At 71.6% G+C, this 23,793-nt stretch carries 20 protein-coding genes and 1 rRNA gene; 9 read left to right on the top strand and 12 right to left on the bottom strand.

Annotation, left to right across the window (positions count from 1 at the left end):
* Window positions 1–24: 24 nt before the first annotated feature.
* Window positions 25–1,032: a DUF4192 domain-containing protein gene (locus tag QP089_RS16135; RefSeq protein ID WP_285912424.1), complete on the bottom strand. Its 1,008-nt coding sequence runs from the start codon at window positions 1,030–1,032 to the stop codon at window positions 25–27.
* Window positions 1,033–1,098: 66 nt separating this feature from the next.
* Window positions 1,099–1,596 carry a phosphoribosyltransferase gene (locus tag QP089_RS16130; RefSeq protein WP_285912423.1) on the bottom strand — a complete coding sequence of 166 codons (498 nt, stop codon included), beginning with the start codon at window positions 1,594–1,596 and terminating at the stop codon, window positions 1,099–1,101.
* Between the two features lie 209 nt (window positions 1,597–1,805).
* Between QP089_RS16130 and QP089_RS16125 the strand changes: the two genes are divergently transcribed.
* On the top strand, window positions 1,806–3,866 hold the full coding sequence (locus tag QP089_RS16125; protein WP_285912808.1) for an ATP-dependent DNA helicase: 2,061 nt from the start codon (window positions 1,806–1,808) through the stop codon (window positions 3,864–3,866).
* A 7-nt stretch (window positions 3,867–3,873) separates the two neighbouring features.
* Here QP089_RS16125 and QP089_RS16120 read toward each other — a convergent pair whose 3' ends face one another.
* The 3 genes from QP089_RS16120 to QP089_RS16110 all read right to left on the bottom strand — a co-directional run bounded on the left by QP089_RS16120 (window position 3,874) and on the right by QP089_RS16110 (window position 8,461).
* Window positions 3,874–5,085, bottom strand: a complete 1,212-nt coding sequence (locus tag QP089_RS16120; protein ID WP_285912422.1) for a pyridoxal phosphate-dependent aminotransferase — start codon at window positions 5,083–5,085, stop codon at window positions 3,874–3,876.
* A gap of 98 nt (window positions 5,086–5,183) precedes the next feature.
* Complete coding sequence (locus QP089_RS16115) at window positions 5,184–7,694, bottom strand: ABC transporter permease (RefSeq protein ID WP_285912421.1); 2,511 nt, start codon at window positions 7,692–7,694, stop codon at window positions 5,184–5,186.
* Window positions 7,691–8,461, bottom strand: a complete 771-nt coding sequence (locus QP089_RS16110; protein WP_285912420.1) for an ABC transporter ATP-binding protein — start codon at window positions 8,459–8,461, stop codon at window positions 7,691–7,693. The genes QP089_RS16115 and QP089_RS16110 overlap by 4 nt, the downstream gene beginning before the upstream one ends.
* 240 nt (window positions 8,462–8,701) lie before the next feature.
* Here QP089_RS16110 and QP089_RS16105 point away from each other — a divergent pair, with 240 nt between their 5' ends.
* From QP089_RS16105 to QP089_RS16090, 4 genes are all read left to right on the top strand, one after another.
* Entirely contained in the window at window positions 8,702–9,472 is a 771-nt protein-coding gene (locus QP089_RS16105) for a TetR/AcrR family transcriptional regulator (RefSeq protein WP_285912419.1), read from the top strand.
* A 90-nt stretch (window positions 9,473–9,562) separates the two neighbouring features.
* Entirely contained in the window at window positions 9,563–10,564 is a 1,002-nt protein-coding gene (locus QP089_RS16100; protein WP_285912418.1) for an AurF N-oxygenase family protein, read from the top strand.
* 2 nt (window positions 10,565–10,566) lie between these two features.
* Window positions 10,567–12,111: a flavin-containing monooxygenase gene (locus tag QP089_RS16095; protein ID WP_285912417.1), complete on the top strand. Its 1,545-nt coding sequence runs from the start codon at window positions 10,567–10,569 to the stop codon at window positions 12,109–12,111.
* 118 nt (window positions 12,112–12,229) lie between these two features.
* The gene (locus QP089_RS16090) at window positions 12,230–13,042 is read left to right on the top strand and encodes an SDR family NAD(P)-dependent oxidoreductase (protein WP_285912416.1); all 813 of its coding nucleotides are present in this window, start codon (window positions 12,230–12,232) and stop codon (window positions 13,040–13,042) included.
* Between the two features lie 48 nt (window positions 13,043–13,090).
* Here the strand turns inward: QP089_RS16090 and QP089_RS16085 are convergent, their stop codons facing one another.
* The 4 genes from QP089_RS16085 to QP089_RS16070 form a co-directional block, all read right to left on the bottom strand.
* A complete protein-coding gene (locus QP089_RS16085; protein WP_285912415.1) occupies window positions 13,091–13,798 on the bottom strand; it encodes an SAM-dependent methyltransferase in 708 nt (235 codons plus the stop codon).
* Window positions 13,799–13,808: 10 nt separating this feature from the next.
* A complete protein-coding gene (ctaD, locus tag QP089_RS16080) occupies window positions 13,809–15,476 on the bottom strand; it encodes an aa3-type cytochrome oxidase subunit I (RefSeq protein WP_285912414.1) in 1,668 nt (555 codons plus the stop codon).
* Window positions 15,477–15,566: 90 nt separating this feature from the next.
* Complete coding sequence (locus QP089_RS16075; RefSeq protein ID WP_285912413.1) at window positions 15,567–16,559, bottom strand: NAD(+)/NADH kinase; 993 nt, start codon at window positions 16,557–16,559, stop codon at window positions 15,567–15,569.
* 66 nt (window positions 16,560–16,625) lie between these two features.
* On the bottom strand, window positions 16,626–17,858 hold the full coding sequence (locus tag QP089_RS16070) for an acetyl-CoA hydrolase/transferase family protein (protein WP_285912412.1): 1,233 nt from the start codon (window positions 17,856–17,858) through the stop codon (window positions 16,626–16,628).
* A 486-nt stretch (window positions 17,859–18,344) separates the two neighbouring features.
* On the opposite strand from QP089_RS16070, the gene QP089_RS16065 reads away from it, so the two are divergent.
* Window positions 18,345–19,544, top strand: coding sequence for a cytochrome P450 (locus QP089_RS16065; protein WP_285912411.1), 1,200 nt, complete (start codon window positions 18,345–18,347; stop codon window positions 19,542–19,544).
* A gap of 13 nt (window positions 19,545–19,557) precedes the next feature.
* Entirely contained in the window at window positions 19,558–20,055 is a 498-nt protein-coding gene (locus tag QP089_RS16060; RefSeq protein WP_285912410.1) for a 2-thiouracil desulfurase family protein, read from the top strand.
* Here QP089_RS16060 and QP089_RS16055 read toward each other — a convergent pair whose 3' ends face one another.
* Complete coding sequence (locus tag QP089_RS16055) at window positions 20,056–20,694, bottom strand: TetR/AcrR family transcriptional regulator (RefSeq protein ID WP_285912409.1); 639 nt, start codon at window positions 20,692–20,694, stop codon at window positions 20,056–20,058.
* Window positions 20,695–20,773: 79 nt separating this feature from the next.
* Here QP089_RS16055 and QP089_RS16050 point away from each other — a divergent pair, with 79 nt between their 5' ends.
* The gene (locus tag QP089_RS16050; RefSeq protein ID WP_285912408.1) at window positions 20,774–21,487 is read left to right on the top strand and encodes an SDR family NAD(P)-dependent oxidoreductase; all 714 of its coding nucleotides are present in this window, start codon (window positions 20,774–20,776) and stop codon (window positions 21,485–21,487) included.
* Window positions 21,488–21,522: 35 nt separating this feature from the next.
* Here the strand turns inward: QP089_RS16050 and QP089_RS16045 are convergent, their stop codons facing one another.
* A complete protein-coding gene (locus tag QP089_RS16045; RefSeq protein WP_285912407.1) occupies window positions 21,523–22,467 on the bottom strand; it encodes an AraC family transcriptional regulator in 945 nt (314 codons plus the stop codon).
* A gap of 83 nt (window positions 22,468–22,550) precedes the next feature.
* Here QP089_RS16045 and QP089_RS16040 point away from each other — a divergent pair, with 83 nt between their 5' ends.
* A complete protein-coding gene (locus QP089_RS16040; protein ID WP_285912406.1) occupies window positions 22,551–23,387 on the top strand; it encodes an NAD(P)H-binding protein in 837 nt (278 codons plus the stop codon).
* Window positions 23,388–23,476: 89 nt separating this feature from the next.
* On the opposite strand, the gene rrf is transcribed toward QP089_RS16040, so the two are convergent.
* A 5S ribosomal RNA gene (rrf, locus tag QP089_RS16035) occupies window positions 23,477–23,593 on the bottom strand.
* Window positions 23,594–23,793 lie beyond the last annotated feature (200 nt).

The following is a 23,793-nucleotide window of genomic DNA, read 5'->3' as shown; positions in this document are numbered from 1 at the left end:
TCGCTTCTCGCGGTGGGGTGGGGGTCAGCTGGCCTCCTGGTCTGGTTCGTTGTAGGCGGTGGCCAGTTGGCGGGGGGTCATGCGCATGCGGGCCTTCGTGGGCGGGATTCCGGCGTCGATGACGCCGCGGAGCAGGACGGCCATGGAGTAGGCGGGGTCGGCTTCCAGGGCGCGTTCGAGGGCGACGTTGGCCAGGCCGCCGTCGCCGGCGGAGTAGGCGGCGTAGGCCAGCAGGGACGCGGGCGCCGGGACGTAGGGAGGTTCGACCCGGCGCAGGACGTCGCGCCAGAAGGCGATGTCGGCGGCGGGGGCGTCCTCGTCGATGCGGATCCAGGCCTCGTCGCGGACGCGCTGGTCGGTGAGCAGGAAACCGAGCCAGGCGACGTCGTCGTCGGTCGGGCGGATGCCGGCGCGCGACCGGGACAGGACGCGGGGGACGTGGTCGAGCCCCTCCTCCGTCGTGCGGGACCGGAACCGGGGCGCCGGTTCTCGGGCCCAGCGCAGGAAGCGTCTCTCGGCCCGTTCGGTGGCCCGGCGCATGGACTCGCGGTCGGGGCCTTCGAGGGGCTGGACGGAGCGGACGAGTTCGGCGCGGTCGGCGAGCGCGACGTGGCCCGCGAGGGTGGCCTGCGCGGCGATGAGGCTGGAGGAGATGTCGTAGGGGGTGCCCTCGGCCGGGCAGCAGCCGTCGGTGCAGGTCAGCGACCACCAGCGGCCGTCACCGATGCGGACGGACTCCAGCACGGCGAGGCCGGCGGCGGTGAGGGCGGCGGACATGACGCCGACGGAGTCGTCGACCTCGTCCGCCGGCCCGTAGCCGAGCAGGAGCACCTTGCGGAACCTGTTGCCCGACAGCAGCGCGGCGACGCGTTCGCCGGCCGCGGCGGGGGCCGGTAAGTCGAGCCGGATGGCGCATGTCCCCTGCGGGCCGTCGTACCCGATCACCACGAGGCTGCGGGACGGATGGAACCCCAGCAGGTACGGGACGGCGGCTATGGCGTCTTGGGCGGTGCGGATCACCAGTGCTGTCATGCCCTCGACACTGGCAGCGGGGCCGGGCGGGGTGAAACCCCGGCCGAAAATGTGGATAACTCCGGGTCAGGCGTCCAGGATCTGCTGCGGGCGGCTGACGACGGGGGGCTCGGTCGACCAGGGGAAGTTGATCCAGCGGTCGGTGTGCCGCCACACGTATTCGCACTTCACGGCGGAGTGCGGCTTCTCGTAGACGACGGCGCAGCGGACGTCGGCGACGTGGTCGGCGCAGAAGTCGCGGACGAGCTTGAGGGTCGCGCCGGTGTCGGCCACGTCGTCGGCGACCAGGACCTTGGCGCCGGACAGGTCGACGGCGTTCGGCACCGGCGGGAGCATCACCGGCAAGTCGAGGCGCTGGTCGACGCCGGTGTAGAACTCGACGTTCATCACGTGCAGGTTCTTGACGTCCAGGGCGTAACCGAGGGATCCGGCGACGAACAGGCCGCCGCGGGCGATGGACAGGATCAGGTCGGGCCGGTAGCCGCTGGCGGCGATCTCCCGGGCGAGCTCGCGTCCGGCGGTGCCGAACAACTCCCAGGTCAGGACTTCTCGTTCTGCAGACACGGCCCCTATCTTCGCCGACCCGCCCCAACGGGTGTTAACCAGGATGCGGCACAGCCCGTGCCGTTCGGGATGGCCGGGCACCGAAATGACCGCCCGGTCGGGCGGTTCTCGTGACGGCGGCCGGACGCGGTTGTCCGCCGCGGACGGTAGCGTTGGCCGACGTGCCCGCCCCAGATCTGCTGACCGGCAGCGATACCAAGATTCCGGACATGACGACCCTGCTGTCCGCCGCCGTCGAGGCCATCGGGGGCGCCGAGCGCCCCGGCCAGCTGACGATGGCGCAGGCCGTGGAGAAGGCCATCGCGTCCGGCGAGCACGTGGCCGCGCAGGCGGGCACCGGCACCGGCAAGTCGCTGGCCTACCTCGTCCCGGCGATCCGGTACGCGGTCGAGAAGCAGACCACCGTGGTGGTGTCGACCGCCACGATCGCGCTGCAGCGCCAGCTCGTCGACCGCGACCTGCCGAGGCTGGCCGAGGCGCTGAACCCGCTGCTCGGCCGGGAGCTGAAGTTCGCGATCCTCAAGGGCCGGCGCAACTACCTGTGCCTGCACCGGGTGCAGACGGGCGCGCCCGACGAGGACGAGGGCGGCTCGGGGCTGTTCGACCCGCAGCAGCTGTCCATGCTGGGACGCCAGGTCAAACGGCTGAACGAGTGGGCCGAGGAGACGACGACCGGCGACCGCGACGAGCTCGTCCCGGGGGTGAGCGAGCAGGCGTGGCGCCAGGTGGCCGTCACGGCGAAGGAATGCCTGGGCGCGCAGCGCTGCCCGCAGGGGACGGAGTGCTTCGCCGAGCTGGCGCGCGCCGAGGCGGGCGAGTCGCACATCGTGGTCACCAACCACGCGCTGCTGGCGATCGACGCGCTGGAGGAGTTCCAGGTCCTGCCCGAGCACGACGTGGTCATCGTCGACGAGGCGCACGAGCTGGTCGACCGGGTGACCTCCGTCGCGACCGGCGACCTGAGCGCGGCGGCCGTGGAGCTGGCTGCGCGGCGCTGCGGGCGGCTCATCGAGGAGGGCGTCGCCGACCGGCTCAAGGAGTCCGCGGAGGGCCTCGGCGTCCTTCTGGAGGATCTGCCCACCGGCCGCATGGACGTGCTGTCCCCCGCGCTGGGCAACACGCTCGCCGCCGTCCGGGACGCCCTGCACGCCTGCGTCACCGCGATCGGGCCGGAGAAGAAGGACTCCGATCCGGGCGACGCGGCCGCCCGCAAGGCCGCGCGGTCGTCCTTGGAGGATCTGCACGACACCGCCGTGCGGATGCTGGAGGCGTTCCAGCCCGAGATCTCGCAGCGGTTCGACGTGGTGTGGCTGGAGAAGCCGTTCGTCCAGGACGGGCGCCCGAAGCGTCCGCCGGCGCTGCATGTCGCGCCGATCGGCGTGGGCGGGCTGCTGCGGACGACGCTGTTCGAGCAGCGCACGGCCGTCCTCACCTCGGCGACGCTCACGCTCGGCGGGTCGTTCGAGCCGCTGGCGCGCCAGTGGGGGCTGCCGCCGCTCGGTGAGAACGCGCCCAAGGACGCTCGCACCGCGGCCGAGGGCCTCGCGCGGACCGCGACCGACGACAAGGACGAGAAGGACGACACGGAGATCGTCTGGTCCGGGATCGACGTCGGCTCCCCGTTCGACCACCCGAAGTCGGGCATCCTGTACGTCGCCCGGCACCTGCCGCAGCCCGGACGCGATGGCCTCGCGGACGCCTACCTCACCGAGATCACCGAGTTGATCGAGGCGGCGGGCGGCCGGACGCTCGGCCTGTTCTCCTCGATGCGGGCCGCCCGGCAGGCCGCCGACGAGCTGAAGGACCACCTGTCGCACCCGCTGCTGTGCCAGGGCGAGGACTCCACGTCCCTGCTGGTCAGGCAGTTCGCCGAGGACGAGCGGACCTGCCTGTTCGGGACGCTGTCGCTGTGGCAGGGGGTGGATGTCCCCGGTCCGTCGCTGCAGCTGGTGATCATGGACCGCATCCCGTTCCCGCGGCCGGACGACCCGGTGTCGTCGGCGCGGTCGCGGGCGGTGGCGGCGCGCGGCGGCAACGGGTTCATGTCCGTCGCCGCGACGCACGCCGCGCTGCTGCTGGCGCAGGGCGCGGGCCGGCTGCTGCGGTCGATGGACGACCGGGGCGTCGTCGCGGTCCTCGACCCGCGGCTGGCCACGGCCCGCTACGGCGCCTTCCTGAAGAACTCGCTGCCGCCGTTCTGGGCCACGACCGACCCGGACGTGGTGCGCGGTGCGCTGCGCCGCCTCGACGCCGCGGCGTCCGGGTCGTGACGGCCCGTCAGCGGCGGTAGGTGCTCAGGAAGTCGCCGATGCGGCCGATGGCCTCCTCGAGGTCGTCGGCGTACTGCAGGGTGACGACGCGGAAGTGGTCGGTGGACGGCCAGTTGAACCCGGTGCCCTGCACGACGAGGAGCTTCTGCTGTTCGAGCAGGTCGAGGGCGAACCGCATGTCGTCCTCGATCGGGTACATCTCGGGGTCGAGCCGCGGGAAGACGTACAGCGCGCCGTCGGGCCGGACGCAGCTGACGCCGGGCAGGTCGTTGAGCAGCTTCCAGGCGCGGTCGCGCTGCTCGCCGAGCCGGCCGGTGGGCAGGACGAGGTCGTCGATGCTCTGGTAGCCGCCGAGCGCGGCCTGGATGGCGTGCTGGCCGGGGACGTTCGGGCACAGCCGCATGTTGGCGAGGATGTCCAGGCCCTCGATGTAGGACTCGGCGTGCTCCTTCGGGCCGGACAGCACCACCCATCCGGCCCGGAACCCGGCGACCCGGTAGTTCTTGGACAGCCCGCCGAAGGTCAGGCACAGCAGGTCGGGGGCGAGCGAGGCGATCGGGACGTGCACCGCGTCGTCGTAGAGGATTCGGTCGTAGATCTCGTCCGCGAAGACGATCAGGTTGCGGCGGCGGGCGATCTCGACGATCTGGGTGAGCACCTCGCGCGGGTAGACCGCGCCGGTCGGGTTGTTGGGGTTGATCAGCACGAGCGCCCGGGTGCGGTCGCCGATCTTGGCCTCGATGTCGTCGAGGCTCGGCGCCCAGCCGGCGGCCTCGTCGCACAGGTAGTGGACGGGCGTCCCGCCGCACAGCGAGACCGACGCCGTCCACAGGGGGTAGTCGGGCGCCGGGATCAGGACCTCGTCGCCGTCGTTGAGCAGCGCCTGGAGGGTCATCACGATCAGCTCGGAGACGCCGTTGCCGAGGTAGACGTCCTCGACGTCCAGGCCGGTGACGCCGTCGTCCTCGAACCGCTGCACGATGGCGCGGCGGGCGGGCAGGATCCCCTTGGAGTCGCTGTAGCCGTGCGCGTCCGGCAGGTTGCGGATCATGTCCTGGAGGAGCTCGGGGGGCGCCTCGAACCCGAACGGGGCGGGGTTGCCGATGTGCAGCTTGAGGATGTTGTTCCCCTCGGCCTCCAGCTGCTTGGCGCGCTTCAGCACCGGCCCGCGGATGTCGTAACAGACGTTGGTCAGCTTGCCCGACTGGTTGACCTGCATGGACACACAATATCCGCGGCGCCCGGGCGCAATCCGCCCGGGCGCCCCGTCCGCGGGGGCCCGCGGGACGGGGCGCCGGGCCGGTCGGGGGCCCCGGATCAGGGGGCGGCGATCGAGGCGAGGATCGCCCGCCGCGCAGCACGGCGCGCGGGCCGGACCGCGGCGAGCGCCCCCGCGACGGCGCCGACCAGCGCGATCACCGCGAGCTGGACGGGCGGCGCCGCGAACGGGTCGCCCAGCGCGGCGCCGAGCCCCCAGCCGAGGAACACCCCGAGCCCGAGCCCGCCGGCGGTGCCGAACAGCGCGACGATCACCGACTCCCAGCGGACCATCGACCGGATCTGCGGGCGGGTCGCGCCGACCGCGCGGAGCAGGCCGAGCTCGCGGGTCCGCTCGTGCACCGACAGCGACAGGGTGTTGGCGATGCCGAGCAGCGCGACGATGATCGCGAGGGCGAGCATCCCGTAGACGACGGCGATGAAGCCGTTCATGTCGGCGGTCTGCGCGGCGATGAAGTCGCCGCGCGTCTCGACCTCCGGCGCGCCGTACGGCTTGGCGAGCGCGGTGAGCGTGTCCCGTGCGGACGCGACGGACGCGCCCGCCCTCAGTTGCACGAACGCGCGGGTGTCGAGCGGCTGCCGGGTGTGGGCGTCCCAGATCGTCCGGGGGACGAGGTAGTCGCCGGTCAGGTCGGTGGCCTCGTACACGGCGCCGACCGTGACCTGCTGGGTCGTGCCGTCGGCGAAGGTGAGGCCGACGCGCGAGCCGGGGCGCCACCCGCGGTCGTCGGCGATCTTCTTGGAGACCGCGAACGTGCCGGGGCCGGCGAGCGAGCCCTGCGCGACGTCCAGGTCCAGCACGCGGCCGACTGCGGACGGGTCGCCGACGGCGACGGTCGCGACGCGTCCGCCCACCCGCATGCCTCCGGTGCCGAGCCCCGCGACGGCGCGCACCTGCGGCAGCCGTCCCGCCTCCTGGACGAGCCGCGGGTCGAAGCCGCCGGTCTCGTTGCTCCCGCCGTCCACGACGAGCGGGCCCTTGAACGACCCGGCGACGCCGTCCTCCAGGGACGCGCGCAGCGAGCCGACGAACACGGTGAGCAGGGTGACGACGCCGACGCCGATCATCAGGGCGGTCGCCGCGCCGGCGGTGCGGCGCGGGCTGCGGGTCGCGTTGCCGCGGGCCAGGGCCCCGGGCACGCCGCGCAGCCGGGCGGCCGGTGCGCCGACGAAGGCGGCGACCGGACCCGCGACGGCCGGCCCGAGAACCACCATCGCGACCAGGCACAGCACGGCGCCCGCGGCGGCCATCGGCACCTGCCCGCGGGTGGCGCCGAGCACGACGGTCCCGGCGGCCACCGCCGCGAACACCCCGCCGACGATCACCCGGGTGTCGGACGGGCGGGACGGCTCCGCGGCGACCTCGCGCAGCGCCGCCAGCGGCGGCACCCGCGAGGCCCGCAGCGCGGGCCCGAGCGCCGCGACCAGCGTCACCAGCAGCCCGGCGGGGACCGCGACCAGCAGCGTGGTCGCCGAGACGGTGAGCCCCTCCATCGCGATCCCGATCCGGAACTGGGTGAACAGCAGCCGGAGCAGTGCGGCGAAGCCGAGCCCGCCGGCGAGCCCGGCGAGGGTAGCGACCGCGGCGATCACCAGGGCCTCGGCCCCGGCGACCGTGACGACCTGGCGGCGGCCCGCGCCGAGCGCGCGCAGCAGCGCCGACTCGCGGGTCCGCTGCGCCATGGTGATCGCGAAGGTGTTGTGGATGCTGAACGCCGCGACGAACAGCGCCACGCCGCCGAACGCGCCGAGCACGGTCCGGAACACCGTGAGGAAGCCGTCCTGTACGGCGGTCATGCCTTCGTCGACCTGAGCACGGTTGGTAACGGCCTCTGTATGGGCGGGCAATACGGGCCGTATGCGCGTGGCTAGTTCGTCTTGGCTCACCCCTCCGGCGGCGCGGACCGCAACGCTGCTGATGCGATCGGGTGTCTTCGCTACGTACTTGCGGGCGCCGTCGAGGCTGAACGCGGTGAAGGACGTCTCGCCGAACGCGTCCTCATTGCCGAACTTGCTGATGCCGACGACGATCACCGGGACGCGTTCGGGGGTGAGGACGGCCGTCCGGTCGCCCACCTTGAGATGGCCCTCGTCGGCGAACATCTTGTTGATGACGACCTCGTCCGGCGCGCGCGGCGCCCGTCCGGCGGCGAGCCGGTAGGGGTTGAGCTTCGGGTCGTTCAGCCAGTTCCCGGCCGTCCTCGGGCCGCGCGAGGGGATCGTCGTCCCGTCCTTGGCGAGCAGCTGCCCCGACCCCTGGATGACGGGTTCGGCGTTCGCGACGCCGTCCACCCCCCGGACCTTCTCCAGCACGTACGCCTCGATCGGGCCGCGGCTGCCCCACGGCTCGTCGCTCACCTTGGTGGCGTTGCGGACGCTGACGTCGCTCTTGCCGTAGGCGCCGGAGAAGTACCCGTCGATGCTGGACGCGAGCGTGTCGCCGAGGACGAGCGTGCCGGTCAGGAACGTCACACCGAGGAACACCGCCACCAGCGAGCCGGCCATGCGGCGCTTGCGGCCCCACAGCTCCTTGAACACGAGCCCCGTCATGACAGGTCCCGCATGCGGTCGAGCACCCGGTCGGCGGTGGGCGCGTCCATGACGTCGACGATGCGGCCGTCCGCCAGGAAGACGACGGCGTCCGCATAGCCTGCCGCGACCGGATCATGGGTCACCATCGCCACCGTCTGGCCGAGGTCGTCGACGGCGCCGCGCAGCAATGCGAGCACCTCGGCGCCCGTACGCGAGTCGAGGTTGCCGGTCGGTTCGTCCGCGAACACGATCTGTGGACGGGTGACCAGCGCGCGCGCCAGCGCCACCCTTTGCTGCTGCCCGCCCGACAGCTCCGACGGCTTGTGCGAGAGCCGCTGCCCCAGCCGCAGGACGCGCACCACGGTGTCGAGCCATTCCCGGTCGGGGTTCGTACCGGCCAGCGTCATCGGAAGGACGATGTTGTCCTTGGCGGTGAGCGTGGGCAGCAGGTTGAACGCCTGGAACACGAATCCGATGCGTTCGCGCCGCAGCCGCGTCAGGCGCCGGTCCGACAGCGACCCGAGCTCCTGGTCGCCTACCCAGACCTTCCCGGACGTGGCGCTCTCCAGGCCCGCCACGCAATGCATCAGCGTCGATTTGCCGGCGCCGGACGGGCCCATGATGGCGGTGAACCGTCCGGCCGGGAACGCCACGCTGACCTCGTCGAGCGCGCGCACCGCCATGTCCCCGGACCCGTACACCTTGGTGAGCCGTTCGGTGCGGGCGCCGCCCTTGGCCGCGTCCGCCTCGTTGTTGGTTCGTCTTGCCTCTGCTGCGTTTCCCATGCCGGGATCGTCGGGCGCCGGTACGGGCCGCGTCGTCCGGCTGCGAGAGGCACCGCCCCTACCCCGGACGCGGCATCCGCGCGGCCGCGCGTACCTCCGGTGCGGCAGCCGGGCCGGGCCGGCTACCCCGGCGGCGGTACCTTTCCGTCGCAAGATCAATAAGACGGGTCGTCCAATTGTGATGCGGGCAACATACAAGCAGGCTTGCTTGCTTGTAAGTGGACTCGTACCGTCGGAGTCGTGTCAGTGAGCAGCAGGCGGCGCCGGCGCCACGGCGGCCCGGCGCGCCGCACCCAGGAGGAACGCCGGTCGCGCACGCAGGCCCGGCTCCTCGAGGCCACCATGGAATGCCTGGTGGACCTCGGCTGGTCGGGCACGTCCACCACCGAGGTGGCCCGCCGCGCCGGCGTCTCGCGCGGGGCGCAGCAGCACCACTACCCGACCAAGATGGTCCTGGTCGCGGCGGCGCTGGAGCACCTCCTCGAGGCGCAGCGGCTGGCGTACGAAACGGCGTTCGCGGTCCTGCCGAAGGAGCGGCGCAACGTCACCGGCGCGCTCGACCTGCTCTGGGAGGTCTTCCGCGGCCGGCCCGCCAAGGCGCTGATGGAGCTGGCCGTCGCGGCCCGCACCGACGAGGAGCTGCGGCCGCTCTGCGTCGACCTGAACGAGCGCATCCTGCAGACCATCGCGGAGACCTTCGAGAAGCTGTTCCCCGCGAACACGCTGCCGCCCGACTTCACCGACACGATGCTGCGCGGCCTGTTCGCGATGTTCGTCGGGCTGTCCATCCAGAACGCCCTCGACGACGACTTCCGCGGCCACCAGGCCGCGGTGCTCCGCCAGGTCAAGGACATCGCCCAGCTGATCGTCCCCGAACCCGGCGCCCCCGCCCCCGCCCCCGCGGACGCGTCCGCACCGGAACCCGCGCCCGAACCCGCGTCCGGCACCGCGCCGGAGGCGGACGGCGGCGGCACGCGCCGGCCCGCGGCCCACGCCGCGGGCGCCTCCTAGCCACGACCTCCCGGTACGACCTCCGAACCACCGAACGCACACACACCCCCGGCCCCCGCAGGCCGCACCACCCCCGAGGGAGCGCCTCACATGCCGAAAGCCCCCACCGAGCTCGCCGACGAGGTCCGCGAGCAGGTCAAGGACCGGAAGTCCTACCTCGGCGTCGTCGACCGCCTGAACAAGGCGTCGGTCGACAAGCACTGGGAGGCCTACGCCGACATCCCGTGGGACGACCCCGACTTCAAGGTCGACAAGAACGACCCGCGCTGGGTGCTGCCGCAGTTCGACCGGCTCGGCGAGACCGAGTGGTACCGGTCGCAGCCGCCGCAGATCCAGTCGCAGATCGGGCTGTGGCGGGTCGCCACGGCGATGAAGATCGGCCTGCAGTTCGAGAACCTGCTCAAGCGGGGGCTGCTCAACTACGCCTACCGGCTGCCGAACGGCCGCCCGGAGTTCCGGTACGTCTACCACGAGACGACCGAGGAATGTCACCACGGGATGATGTTCCAGGAGTTCGTGAACCGGACGAAGATGCCGATCCGCGGCATGCCGCGCTCGCTCAGCCTCATCGCGCAGGCCGCCCCGTGGATCCCGCTCGTCAGCACCGAGATGTTCTTCGTGTTCGTGCTGGGCGGCGAGGACCCGATCGACTACGTGCAGCGCAAGTCCCTCAAGGGCGGGCACATCAAGCACCCGCTCGAGGAGACGATCATGAAGATCCACATCGCGGAGGAGGCCCGGCACATCTCCTTCGCCCGGCACTACCTCAAGCACCGGATCCCCAAGCTGCCCGCCGCGCGCCGCCGGATCCTCGGCTTCGCGACGCCGATCGTGCTCGGCGTGATGGCGCGGATCATGCTGTCCCCGCCCGGGCCGTTGGTGCGGCACTTCAACATCCCCAAGGACGTCGTCCGGCAGGCCTACAAGAACCCGGCCGCGCAGGCGGAGATCTCCAACTCGGTCGGCAAGATCCGCGACCTGATGGCCGAGCTCGGCGTCATCGACCCGGTGAACAAGCGGGTCTGGAAGGCGTTCGGCATCTGGGACGAGCCGGGCACCCGCCGCCCGGTCGAGCAGGCCGAGGCCGCCTGAGCATGGCCGGGACGAGCGACGCCGCCGTGGTGACGCCGGCGGCCGGGCCGGGCGGGCCCTACAAGGCCGTCATCATCGGGACGGGATTCTCCGGCCTCGGCATGGCGATCGGGCTGAAGAAGGCCGGCGTGCACGACTTCGTCATCCTGGAGAAGGCCGACGAGGTCGGCGGCACCTGGCGGGAGAACACCTATCCCGGGTGCGCCTGCGACATCATGTCGCTGCTGTACTCCTACTCGTTCGAGCCGAAGAACGACTGGTCCCGGATGTTCCCCAAGCAAGGCGAGCTGCTGCGGTACATCAAGGACATCGTCGCCAAGTACGAGCTGGAACAGCACATCCGGTTCGGCACCGAGGTCACCGCGGCCGAGTACGACGACGCCACCGACACCTGGCAGCTGTCGGTCGAGGGCGCGGGCGCCGGGCCGGGCGAGGTCGTCCGGGGACGGGCGCTCGCGGCCGGCATGGGCCCGCTGCACCAGCCGAACATCCCGGACCTGCCGGGCCTGGCCTCCTTCGAGGGGAAGACGTTCCACTCCGCCGAGTGGGACCACTCCTACGACCTGACCGGCAAGCGCGTCGCGGTCATCGGGACGGGTGCGTCGGCGATCCAGTTCGTCCCGCAGATCGCCAAGCGGGCCGGGTCGCTGACGGTGTTCCAGCGGACGCCGCCGTGGATCATGCCGAAGCCGGACCGCAAGGTGACCGCCGTGGAGAAGGCGCTGTTCCGGCGCGTCCCCGGCTTCCAGCGGAGCTACCGCAACGGCATCTACCTGCTGCAGGAGAGCTTCGTCCTCGGGTTCAAGAACCCGAAGCTGCTCAAGGCCGCCAGCTCGATCGCGCAGTGGCATCTGGCCCGCCAGGTGCCCGACCCGGAGCTGCGCCGCAAGCTCACCCCGGACTACACGATGGGCTGCAAGCGGACGCTGGTGTCCAGCGACTACTACCCGGCGCTGACGCGGCCCAACGTGGAGCTGACCACCGAGGGGATCGCCGAGGTCCGCGAGCACTCGATCGTCACCCGGGACGGCCGCGAGCACGAGGTGGACGCGATCATCTTCGGCACCGGGTTCCACGTGACCGACGCGTTCGAGAACGCGCGGATCGTGGGACGGAACGGGCTGAAGATCCAGGACGCCTGGAAGGACGGCATCGAGGCGCACCTCGGCGTCGCGGTGAAGGGCTTCCCGAACCTGTTCCTGCTGCTCGGGCCGAACTCCGGCCTCGGCCACAACTCGATGATCTTCATCATCGAGGCGCAGGTCCGCTACGTCCTGCAGTGCCTGGCGATGCTGGACGCGGCGGGCGGCGCCCGGATCTCGGTGAAGCCGTCGGTGCAGGACCGCTTCAACGCCTGGGTGCAGCGCAAGTCGCAGGGCGCGGTGTGGGTGGCCGGCGGCTGCGACAGCTGGTACCTGGACCGCAACGGCGTCAACCGGGCCGCCTGGCCCGCTTCGACCGTGGCGTACTGGCTGCGGACCCGGCGCCTCGACCCGAGCGACTTCCAGGTGGAGGGGCGCGAGGAGACGGCGGTCCCGGTTTCGTAGCGGGGTGAGTGTCGGCTCCCCCGCCGCACCCCGTAGAATCCCCGCAATTGAACGCAATATCCAATTAGCCGCGCGGCACGGCCCGCGCCGGCATCGAGCACCGAGCGGAGCGCGCAGAATGAGCATCGCGATCGTGACCGGAGGCGCGTCCGGCATCGGCCGTGCGATCGCCACGTCCCTGGTGGCGCGCGGCGACACCGTGGTCGTCAGCGACATCAACGCCGACGGCGCCGCCGCCGTCGCGGACCGGTTGAACACCCTCGGCAGGGGCAAGGCGTCCTCCGCCCCCCTCGACGTCACCGACGCCGAGGCCGTCACCGACCTCTACAAGCGCGTGAAGGCCGAGAACGGCAGCCTCGACCTGGTGTTCAACAACGCCGGCATCGCGATCGGCGGGCTGGCCGAGGAGCTGACCCTCGACCACTGGAACCGCGCGATCGACATCAACCTCAAGGGCGTCGTGCACGGCGTGCACGCCGCCTACCCGATCATGCTGGAGCAGGGCCGCGGGCACATCGTCAACACCGCCTCGCTCGCCGGGCTCGTCCCGATGCCGATCGGCATCCCCTACACCGCCACCAAGCACGCCGTCGTGGGCCTGTCGCTCGGCCTGCGCGCCGAGGCCGCCGGGCGCGGCGTCAAGGTCAGCGTGGTCTGCCCGAGCTTCGTCGACACCCCGCTGCTGCACAACGTCAACCCGGACCTGCCCGAGACGCAGCTGAGCGGCAACGCCACCGGCGACATCGCCAAGGCGTCGCCGCGCCTCTACACGGCCGAGAAGCTGGCGCGCGACGTCATGAAGGGCGTCGCCAAGAACCAGGCGCTCATCGTCGCGCCCGCGCACGGCCGCATCGCCTGGCGCGGCGTCCGCCTCAACCCGGCCGCGGCGGTGCGCGTCGCGCAGATCGCCGTCAGCCGCATCGCCAAGTAGCCGTTCCGCCGCCGCCCGCGTGCGCTCGCCAAGCGCGCGCGGGCGCCGTCATGTCCGGTCCTCCTGGCGCCGCTCAGCGGGCGCGGGCTCGTCCGTCCAGATGTTGTAGTAGCCGATGAACTCGAACATCCGGACGTCGTCTCCGAGCGGGACGGGCTCGCCCGCGAAGCGGTGGACGCCGACGCAGTGCCCGTCCTCTGAGGGTGACAGCCACCGCTCCTCGAAGCCGTGCTCCTCGAACCAGCGGCCGATCTGCGGCACCATGTCCGGCTCGCGGCGGTTGCGCGTCCAGATGACGTGCGCGCCGGGCCCGCACAGCCGCGGCAGCATGCCGATCGTCCGCTCGATGTCGGCCTCGGTGACGTTGCCGAAGATGCCGCAGGCGAGGACGAGCCAGGCCGGGACGGCGCCCGCGTAGGCGCCGGTCCAGGACGCGTCGCGCGTGACCACCTCGATGCCGTCGAGCCCGGCCGCCGCGGCGGCCGCGCGGGCGGAGGAGGTCAGGCCCTCGTCCAGTTCGACGAGCCGGGCGGTCACGTCGCCGCGGCGCGGATGGTCCGCCAGGACGCCGATCAGGTCGCGGCCCTCGCCCGCGCACAGGCTGACCGCCCGGAGCGGGCCGGGCGGCGCCCCGTCGAGCACCTCGCGGATCCGTTCCCGGACGGTCGCCAGCCGCCGCGACAGGTTCGACTCCGGGTCGTCGTAGGCGCCGTGCCAGGCCGCCCAGTCGGCCGCATTCTCCGTTTCCGGCTCCATACCGTCCAGGCTAGGACTCTTCGCCCGGCGCCGTCCCGGCTTCGACCTCGGCCGCCTTCGGATAGTGCAGGTCGAACGCGGGCCTTTCCGAGCGGATCCGCGGGATGGAGGTGAAGTTGTGGCGCGGCGGCGGGCACGACGTCGCCCATTCCAGCGAATTGCCGTAGCCCCACGGGTCGTCCGCCTGGACGCGGGTGCCGTGCCGGGCCGTCCGGTACACGTTGTAGATGAAGAACAGCGTCGATATGCCGAGCAGGAAGGCCCCGGCGCTGGAGACCCGGTTCAACGCCGCGAACTCGTCCGGATAGTCGGCGTACCGGCGCGGCATCCCCTCGGCACCGAGCCAGTGCTGGACGAGGAACGTGGTGTGGAAGCCGACGAACAGCGTCCAGAAGTGGACCTTCCCCCACGCCTCGTTCAGCATCTTCCCGGTCATCTTCGGCCACCAGAAATAGAAGCCGGAGAACATCGCGAACACGACCGTGCCGAAGACGACGTAGTGGAAGTGCGCCACCACGAAGTAGGAGTCCTGCACCTGGAAGTCCAGTGGCGGCGAGGCCAGGATGACGCCCGTCAGCCCGCCGAACAGGAACGTCACGAGGAATCCGACGGCGAACAGCATCGGCGTCTCGAAGCTGAGGTTGCCGCGCCACATCGTCCCGACCCAGTTGAAGAACTTCACCCCGGTCGGCACCGCGATGAGGAACGACATGAACGAGAAGAACGGCAGCAGGACCTGGCCCGTGGTGAACATGTGGTGCGCCCACACCGACATCGACAGCCCGGCGATCACGATCGTGGCGCCGACCATCCCGAAGTAGCCGAACAGCGGCTTGCGGCTGAACACCGGAATGACCTCGGTGATGATCCCGAAGAACGGCAGCGCGATGATGTACACCTCGGGATGACCGAAGAACCAGAACAGGTGCTGCCAGGTCAGCGCGCCGCCGTACGCCGCGTCGAACACGTGCGAGCCGAACCGGCGGTCCGACTCCAGGCACAGCAGCGCCGCGGCGAGGACCGGGAACGCCATCAGCACGAGCAGGCTCGTCAGCAGCACGTTCCAGGTGAAGATGGGCAGCCGGAACATCGTCATTCCCGGCGCCCGCATTCCGATGATCGTGGTGATGAAGTTGACGCCGCCGAGGATCGTCCCGAATCCCGACAGCGCGAGCCCCATGATCCACATGTCGCCGCCGACGCCCGGCGACCGCAGCGCGCTGTTCAGCGGTGCGTACGCCGTCCAGCCGAAACTCGCCGCGCCGCCCGGAGAGATGAACGACGCGAACACGATCAGGCCGCCGAGCGCGAACAGCCAGTAGCTCAGCATGTTCAGCCGCGGGAACGCCACGTCGGGCGAGCCGATCTGCAGCGGCATCACCACGTTCGCGAAACCGACGAACAACGGCGTCGCGAACAGCAGCAGCATCACCGTGCCGTGCATCGTGAACAGCTGGTTGTACTGCTCGTTGGAAACGATCTGCAGGCCCGGCGAGGCGAGCTCCGCCCGGATCACCATGGCCATCAGGCCGGCCAGCAGGAAGAACAGGAACGAGGTGATCAGATACAGGTGCCCGATCACCTTGTGGTCGGTGGTGGTCAGCCAGGAAACCAGTACCGAGCCCCGGGGGCGTCGCGCGGCGGGCGCCTCCGGGAGTCGACGGCCGAGAAGGACCATGCCGGGCTCCCAATCGACGGGGGATGCCCATTACTATTCGCCGGGGCCCGGGGTGATGCAAGACGCCTTTGCGCCTTCACCGAAAAGCGATCAGTCCGGTGGTCCGGGCTCTTGGCCGGAGTCGGACGTGGCGACCGATTGCAGGTGCGCGGCCGTGATCTGGGCGTGGCGGCGCACCTCGGGCGGGATGAGGTCCAGCAGCTGGTCGGGGCGCAGCGGCAGGTCGAGCAGGCTGAGTTTGACCCGGCTGCGGCTGGCGTGCGTGGTCTGGGACAGCCTGACGACCTGTCCCGCCTCGGGACGCATCGTGGTGGTCAGCCAGTCGGCGTGCCCGAGGTCGACGGCGGGCGTCCCGTCGATGTCGACGGTGACGGGCGCGCTGTCGGCCGCCACGGCCAGGTGGACCTGGTCCGCCGGGCCGAGCACGACGGGCCTGCTGATGCCGGACATGGGCGCGACCGGGGTGATGACCTGGGCGCCCGAGGACGGCGACAGGATCGGCCCGCCGGCCGCGTAGTTGTACGCGGTCGAACCGGTCGGCGTCGAGACCACGACCGCGTCGGCGCGGTAGTAGCCGTACTGCTGGCCGTTGACGCTGAGGTCGAGGGAGACCGCGCCGGAACGGGACGGCCGTCCCAGCACCACGTCGTTGAACCCGGACGGCGCGGCGAGGCACGCCCTGTCGGTGTCCACCCACAGCGCCGGATGCGGCTCGATGGTGAAGTCGCCGTCGGCGAGCTGCGCCAGCGCCGCCGGAAGGCTCACCGGTTCCACCTCGGTGAGGAACCCGAGGTTGCCGTGGTTGACGCCGAGCACCGGAACGGGCCGGTCGATCACCAGCCGCATCGCGCCCAGCATCGTCCCGTCGCCGCCCAGGGCGATGAGACCGTCCACCTGCTCGACGAACCGGTCCTCGGGCACGACGTCCACCCCGGCCGGCACCCGGCGCGCGTCGGCCTGGCGCACCAGCACCCGCGCATGCCGCTCCTCGGCGCAGGCGAGGATCGTGGCGATCGACTCGTCCACGGGCCGGCTCGGATGCAACACCAGACCCAGCGTGCTCACCTGCGGTTCGTCCCCCATGGACCCAGCCTACGAACATCGGCGGCCGGGCCGGGTCAGGCGCGTCCGCCGCCGGCCGTCCTCTCCTCAGCGCAGCGGGAAGCCGAGCTCGCGGCCCTGCTCGCGCAGTTCGTCCCGGACGGACGGATGGGCGACGTTGTCGATGATCTGCTGCGCCTGGGAGACGGCGTCGTTGCCCCAGACGGTGGCCGCGCCCTGCTCGCTGACGATGTAGCTGTGCTGGAACGAGGTGACCGGGCCGGTGAGGCGCGCGATGACGGTGGAGACGTCCGCGCGGGGATGCCAGGACGGCAGGGCGATGATGGCGTGCCCGCCCGGGGAGTGCAGCGCGCCGACCACGAAGTCGGTCTGCCCGCCGAACCCGGAGTAGATCACCCCGTGCACGCGGCTGGCGTTGGCCTGCGCGTACAGGTCGACCTGGAGCGCGGAGTTCACCGAGACCATGCGCGGGCGGCGGGCGATGAGGCCGGGGTCGTTGGTCTTCTCGGTGCGCAGCATCCGGACCCGGTCGTTGCGGTCGGCCCAGTCGTAGAGCTCCCGGGTGCCGAAGGCGAACGACGCGGTGATCGGCGAGCCGGGGTCGAGCGCGCCGGCCTTCTCCAGCGCCAGGACGCCGTCGCTGAACATCTCCGACCACACGCCGAGCCCCCGCCGGCCGAGGAGCGAGGCGAGCACCGCGTCGGGGACGGCGCCGATGCCGAGCTGGAGGGTGGCGCGGTCGGGGACGAGCCCGGCGACCCGCTCGCCGATCTCGTGGGCGATCTCGCCGGGCGGGCGCGGCGCCGGGGTCGCGAGCGGCTCGTCGACCTCGATCGCGTAGTCGATCTCGTCGGTCGCCAGCACGGCGTCCCCGAACGTGTAGGGCATCTGTGGGTTGAGCTGGGCGACGACCAGGCCGCCGCAGGCCCGGACCGCCTCGATGGCGGCGGGCAGGATGTTGACCTCGATCCCGAGCGAGACGGTCCCGGCCGCCGGCGGCGTGGTCTGCACGATCACCACGTCCGGCGGCAGCGACTCCTTCAGCAGGTTCGGCACCAGCGAAAGGCGCGACGGGAAGTACCGCAGGTTCGCCTTGCCGCGCATCCCGGCGCCGACGAACGGCGTTTCCAGGTCGACGCCGTTCCGATCCGGCAACCGCCCCTGTGCGTTGAGCATGAACAGCCGGTATTCGCCGAGCGCACCGTCCAGGATCTCCAGGGCGTGACGTGGCGCGGCGAAGTTCCCGCCGGCCACGATCCGCGGACGTCCCGGCAGGCCCGCCAGGACCCGAGCCAGGTGCTGCTCTGACACAACGCGCATGAAGGTTCCCTTCCAAGGTGCCGCGGCCCACGCCGGCAGATCATCCCCAGCTCATCATGGTGGTGCAGGAGCCCGTGTCCGCCCCCGCCGGGGCACGCCAAGGCCGCCGCTGCCGAGGTATCGGACGAGACGGTCCCGCCGGAGCGGTGTTTCCGACAAGGCTTTCACTCGGAGCACCGGCGCTTTTCCGGTCTGCCGCGCCGATATCCTGGCGATTGTCGCCGAGAGCACGGTTCTCATCCGATTGCGCGACGTTCCCGCCCTCGCCGGGAAATCACTTGTCGATCGCGGTCGTTATATGGCATTCAGCGCCGCCCATTGTGCGGCGCCATAATTCCTTCCGAGGCAGCGGTAAGTGCCCGTGAAGGCAAGGGTGCACTGGCATATCGGCGATGTCTCAAAGTGGTGACCGGGGCGATTATCGGCACAGCGGACTCGCGCGTTGGACGATCCCCCGATCCCCGGATGCGTCACCTTGGAGCAGCTGTGCCGAAGCTTCCAGAATTCCCGTTCCCGTCCGACCGCGCCCTCCGGCCGTCCCCGCTGCTCGGCGACGCGCGTTCCGGCGGAGCGCCCGTCCGCGTCCAGCTCGTGTTCGGGGATCCCGCCTGGCTCGTCACCCGGTACGAGGACGCCCGCACCGTCCTGAGCGATCCGGCGTTCGGCCGCGACCACGACCGCGCCGGCATCCCGGCCGACCGCGTGGCCCGCATGACCCCCGTCGACCCGACCAGCGGGACGCTGCTCACCGAGGACCCGCCCGACCACACCCGGCTGCGCCGGTTCGTGTACCGCACGTTCACGCCGCGCCGCGTGGAGGGGCTGCGCCCCGGGACCCGGCGGATCGCCGACCGGCTCCTGGACGCGATGATCGGCTCGGGCGCCCCGGCCGACCTCGTCGAGGGGTTCGGGCTCCCGCTGCCCATCCAGGTCATCTGCGACCTGCTCGGGGTCCCGGTCGCCGACCGGGCCCGCTTCACCGCGTGGACCGACGCCCTTCTCAGCACCAGCGAGATGACCGCCGACGAGGTCATGGCCTCCATCGCCGAGATGAACGGCTACCTCGCGGATCTGGCGGCCGAGCGGGTGGACCGCCCGACCGACGACCTCATCGGCTCGCTGGTCCGCGAGCGGATCGAGGGCGACCGCCTCAGCGACGACGAGCTGAACAACCTGCTGCGCGCGGTCCTGGGGGCGGGGTTCGAGACGACCGCCTCGCAGATCCCCAACTTCGTCTTCCTCCTACTGGACAGCGGCGACTACGCGCGGCTGGCCGCCGATCCCGGCCTCGTGCCGACGGCCGTCGAGGAGCTCCTGCGGTACGTGCCGCTGATCGCCCAGGGGTCGCTGACGCGGTTCGTGCTGGAGGAGACGGAGCTCGGCGGGGTCCGGCTGCGCCCCGGCGAGCAGGTCCTCGTGGAGCTCGCCGCCGCCAACCGCGACGCGGCGGTGTTCTCCGAGGCCGAGACCCTGGAGCTCGACCGCGAGAGCAACCCGCACATCGCCTTCGGGCACGGCCTGCACCGCTGCCTCGGCGCGTCCCTGGCCCGGATGGAACTCCAGGTCGCCCTTGCCGCGCTGACCGAACGGCTTCCCGGTCTCCGGCTCGCCGTGCCCGCCGATCAGGTGCCGTGGCACACGGGCCGGTTCGTGCACCGTCCGCGGGAGCTCCTCGTCAGCTGGTGAATAGGCTGGAGGCGTGGAGCGCATACTGGTCAGTTCCTGCCTCGTGGGACGGCCCGTCCGGTACGACGGCGCCGCCAAGCCGGTCGCCGCCGGGCTCTTCGAACGGTGGCGCGCCGAGGGCCGCCTCGTCCCGTTCTGCCCCGAGGTCTCCGGCGGCCTGCCGGTCCCGCGCCCGCCCGCCGAGCTCGTCGGCGGCGACGGCGCGGCCGTGCTCGACGGCACCGCCCGGGTCGTCACCGATGCCGGCACCGACGTGACGGCCGCGTTCGTGCGCGGCGCCCGCCTCGCGCTCGCCGCCGCCCGGCGCGCCGGCGCCCGCGTCGCGCTCCTCAAGGAGGGCAGCCCGTCCTGCGGCGGCGCCCGCGTCTACGACGGCACGTTCACCGGCACGTCGATCTCCGGCAGCGGCGTGACGGCGGCCCTTCTGCGCCGCGAAGGCGTCCACGTCTTCGGCGAGGACGATCTGCAAGCCGTCGAAGCCCTCCTGACGGAGCTGGAAGCCGCGTCCTGATCAGGCGCCCGGAGGCGGCCCGTCCATGAACCCTGCCATCTGTTCCGGGGTCAGCGCCGGGACGGGCAGCGGATGGGCCGCATCGGCGCGCAGACCGTCGAGCACGAACCCCAGGAACCGGCGCCACACGTCGGGCCCGGCGTCCTTTGACTCGCGGATGATCTGGGACGTCGCCCACATGAGCGGCATCACGTCCGAGGTCTCGAAGTCGCCGCGCAGCCGTCCCGCCTCCTTGGCCCGCTCGACGATCCGGGCCAGGTGCGCGAAACCGCGATGGCAGGCCTCGCTCAGCTCGGAGGCGAGCGGGAAGCGGCGCGCGAGCACGTCGTTGAGGCCGCGGTCACCGGCCTGCAACGCGACGAGGCCCTCGACGAACGCGACGAACCCGGCCCAGGGATCGGGATCGGCCAGGGCCGTCTCGGCGAGCCGGTCGAGGGCCGCCAGCCGGGCGGGGAAGATCGCGTCGAAGAGGTCCTGCCGCGCCGGGAAGTGGTTGTAGAGCGTTCCGATGCTGACCCCGGCCCGGCGCGCGACCTCCTCCAGCGGAGCGTCCAGCCCGCGCTCGCCGAACACCGCGGCGGCCGCGTCCAGCAGCTTGTCGCGGTTCCGCGCGGCGTCCGCCCGCCTCGTCTTCGGCATGGGCCCATCCTATGAACTTGAGGGCACCCTCGACTTCTCTGCTAAGTTGAGGGCATCCTCAAATTCAGGAGGTTCCGTCATGACCACCGTCGTCATCGGCGCCGGCCCCGGGCTCGGCCTGTCGATCGCGCACCGCTTCGGCCGCGAGGGGCACGCCGTCGCTCTCGTCTCCCGCAACGGCGGCCGCCATCCCGGCTATCTCGCCTCGCTCGCGTCCGCCGGCATCGAGGCCACGTCCCACCCGGCCGACGTCCGGGACCGCGACGCCCTGCTCCGGGCCCTCGACGAGATCACGGCGCGGCACGGCGCGATCGACATCGTCTACTACGGCCCCGGCGCGGCCGACCCGGCCGCCCTTCCGGTGCCCATCACCGAGACCGACGTGCCGACCGCACGGGAGGGGATGAGCTGGGTGTATCCGGCGATCGACACCGTCGGCGCGGTGCTGCCCGGCATGCTGGAACGCGGGGACGGCGGGCTGCTGTTCGCCGGCGGCCTCAGCGCGGTCGTCCCGATGCCGATGATCGGGAACCTGGCGCTCGCGTCCGCGGCCCTCCGCAACTACGCCGTCACCCTGAACGCCGCGCTGGCCGGCGAGGGCGTGTACGCGGGCACGCTCACCATCGGCGGCCTCATCGAACGCGGCGACATCCACCGCATGGCCACCTCGGACCCCGACCGGCTCGGCGACATGACCGTGCGCACGCTCGACCCCGACAAGCTCGCCAACGCCGCCTGGGACCTCTACAGCAAGCGCGACCGCGCCGAAGCGGTCTTCAACGTCCTCACCTGAGGCGCGCTCGGCGGCCGATGTGGCCGTGCGTTCCATCAGCGGGCTTGGCGCCGCCACAGAGAGGGGCTGGTGCCGCGGGTGCGTTTGAACGCCACGCTGAACGCGAACGCGTCCTCGTAGCCGACCTCGCGGGCGACGGTGGCGACGGTCGCGTCGGTGTCGCGGAGCAGGTCCGCCGCCAGCGTCATCCGCCAGCCGGTCAGGTAGGTCAGCGGCGGCTCGCCGACCAGCGCGGCGAAGGACGCCGCGAACGCGGCGCGGGACATGCCGACCTCCGCGGCCAGCGCGCCGACCGTCCAGCGGCGGGCCGGATCCCCGTGCACAAGCCGCAGCGCCTCCCCGACGGCCGGATCCGACAGCGCCCGGTACCAGGCCGGAAGCGCCGACCCCGGCCCGGCGCACCAGGCCCGCAGCGCCAGGACGACGACGAGGTCCAGCAGCCGGTGCAGGACGGCGTCCTGGCCCGGCTCGTCGCGGGCGACCTCGGCGGCCAGCAGGTCGAGCGCCGGCCGCGTACGCGGCCCGGCCGGTACGACCGCCAGCGGCGGGAGCATCGCCAGCAGGCGGTCCCCCACATCGCCATGGAGTTCGCAGACACCGCGGAGCATGGTCGTGCCGCCAGGACGGCCGTCCCCGTAGGTTCGGGGAGCGGTGTTCCAGCCCGTCCAGTCCACCGGTTCGCCTCCGTCGAGACGGTACTTCCTCCCCTCCCGGATGACGACCTCGGGCCGGGTGGTGGGACTGTCGGCGATCGTGTAGCCGGTCTTCGCACCGATGAGGGCGATGTCGCCCGCCGCCAGGCGAGCCGATGAGGTATCGCCGTCATCGAGCCGGACCGACGCGTCACCGCCGAGCACCGTCACGACCGTGAGCGGGGCGGCGTCGGCGAAGGACAGCGCCCAGGGCGACCGCTGGATCAACTGCCTCACCAGAGTGTTCCTGGCCCGAGCACGGTGCAGGAGGTCGCTCAGAACGTCCACTCCGCCCACGCTAGACGTTCACAAATGAATCCGCGACGTTCTCCCATGGATCGTCCAGTGGCAGGTGCGGTTCGCTGATGGGCATGGACGACATCCTCATCCTCGGTGCCACCGGCAAGACCGGCCGGCGCATCGTCCGGCGTCTCAGGAGCGCCGGACGGACGGTGCGCGCGGCATCCCGCACCGCCGGCGATATCACCTTCGACCTCAACGACCCGGCGACCTGGACGGCCGCCCTCGACGGCGTCACCGCCGTCTACCTGCTGGAGCCGAACCGCAGCCCGCACCCGGACGGCCAGGCTCCCCTGCCCCGGTTCGTGTCCCAGGCGGTCTCGTCAGGGGTGCTGCGGCTCGTGCTGCTGTCCGCCTACGGCGTTGGGGACGCCGGCGACGAGAATCCACTCAAGGCGGTGGAGCAGGCCGTCCGCGACTCCGGCGCGGAGTGGACCATCCTGCGCCCGGGCTGGTTCGCGCAGAACTTCAGCGAGTCGTTCTGGCGCCCGGGAATCCTCAGCGGAACGCTCACTCTGCCCACCGGGGACGGCCGCACGGCGTTCATCGACGCCGAGGACATCGCCGAAATCGCCGCATCCGCCCTGACCGACGCCCGGCACGCCGGCCGGATCTACCAGCTCACCGGCCCGCGCGCGATCAGCGTCGGCGAGGCCGTAGAACTCATCGGCAAGGCCACGAGCCGGACGATCCGCCACGTCGACGTGGCTCCGGAGACGTTCGTGGAGTATCAGATCGCCGCCGGCGTGCCGGCCGATGCCGCCCGCTTGCTGACGAGCCTGCTCGTGGCCGTCCGCGACGGTCACGGCGCCGAAGTCTCCGACGGCGTCCAGCAGGCCCTCGGCCGACCGCCCCGAACCTTCGAGGATTTCGTCTCCGAAGCCGCGGCCACGGGCGCCTGGGACTGACCTCACCACCGCCCGGCGGCCGCTGAACCAAAAGACCCCACAAATGCGGAAGGCCCCGCCGAAATTCGGCGGGGCCTTCCATAATATGAGTCCGGCGGTGTCCTACTCTCCCACACAGTCTCCCATGCAGTACCATCGGCGCTGAAGGGCTTAACTTCCGGGTTCGGAATGGGACCGGGTGTTTCCCCTCCGCCATAACCACCGAACGACCAACCCCAACACCCCACCAGGGGGTGCGGGAAGACTCGTCCAAGCAACCAGGCTCGATCTTCACATATAAACTCACGGGTGCCCAGGTTGTTTTCTGGGAACCACACAGGGACGCGAACACCACACAGCGATTCATCTTGATCGTGCCGTGTGTTCAAGCCACTCGGCCTATTAGTACCGGTCGACTCCACACGTT

The sequence above is a fragment of the Actinomadura opuntiae genome (assembly GCF_030283205.1).
Taxonomy (GTDB): Bacteria; Actinomycetota; Actinomycetes; order Streptosporangiales; family Streptosporangiaceae; genus Spirillospora.
Note: the sequence above shows the minus strand (reverse complement) of the source record. Positions and strands in the feature narration are given on the sequence as shown.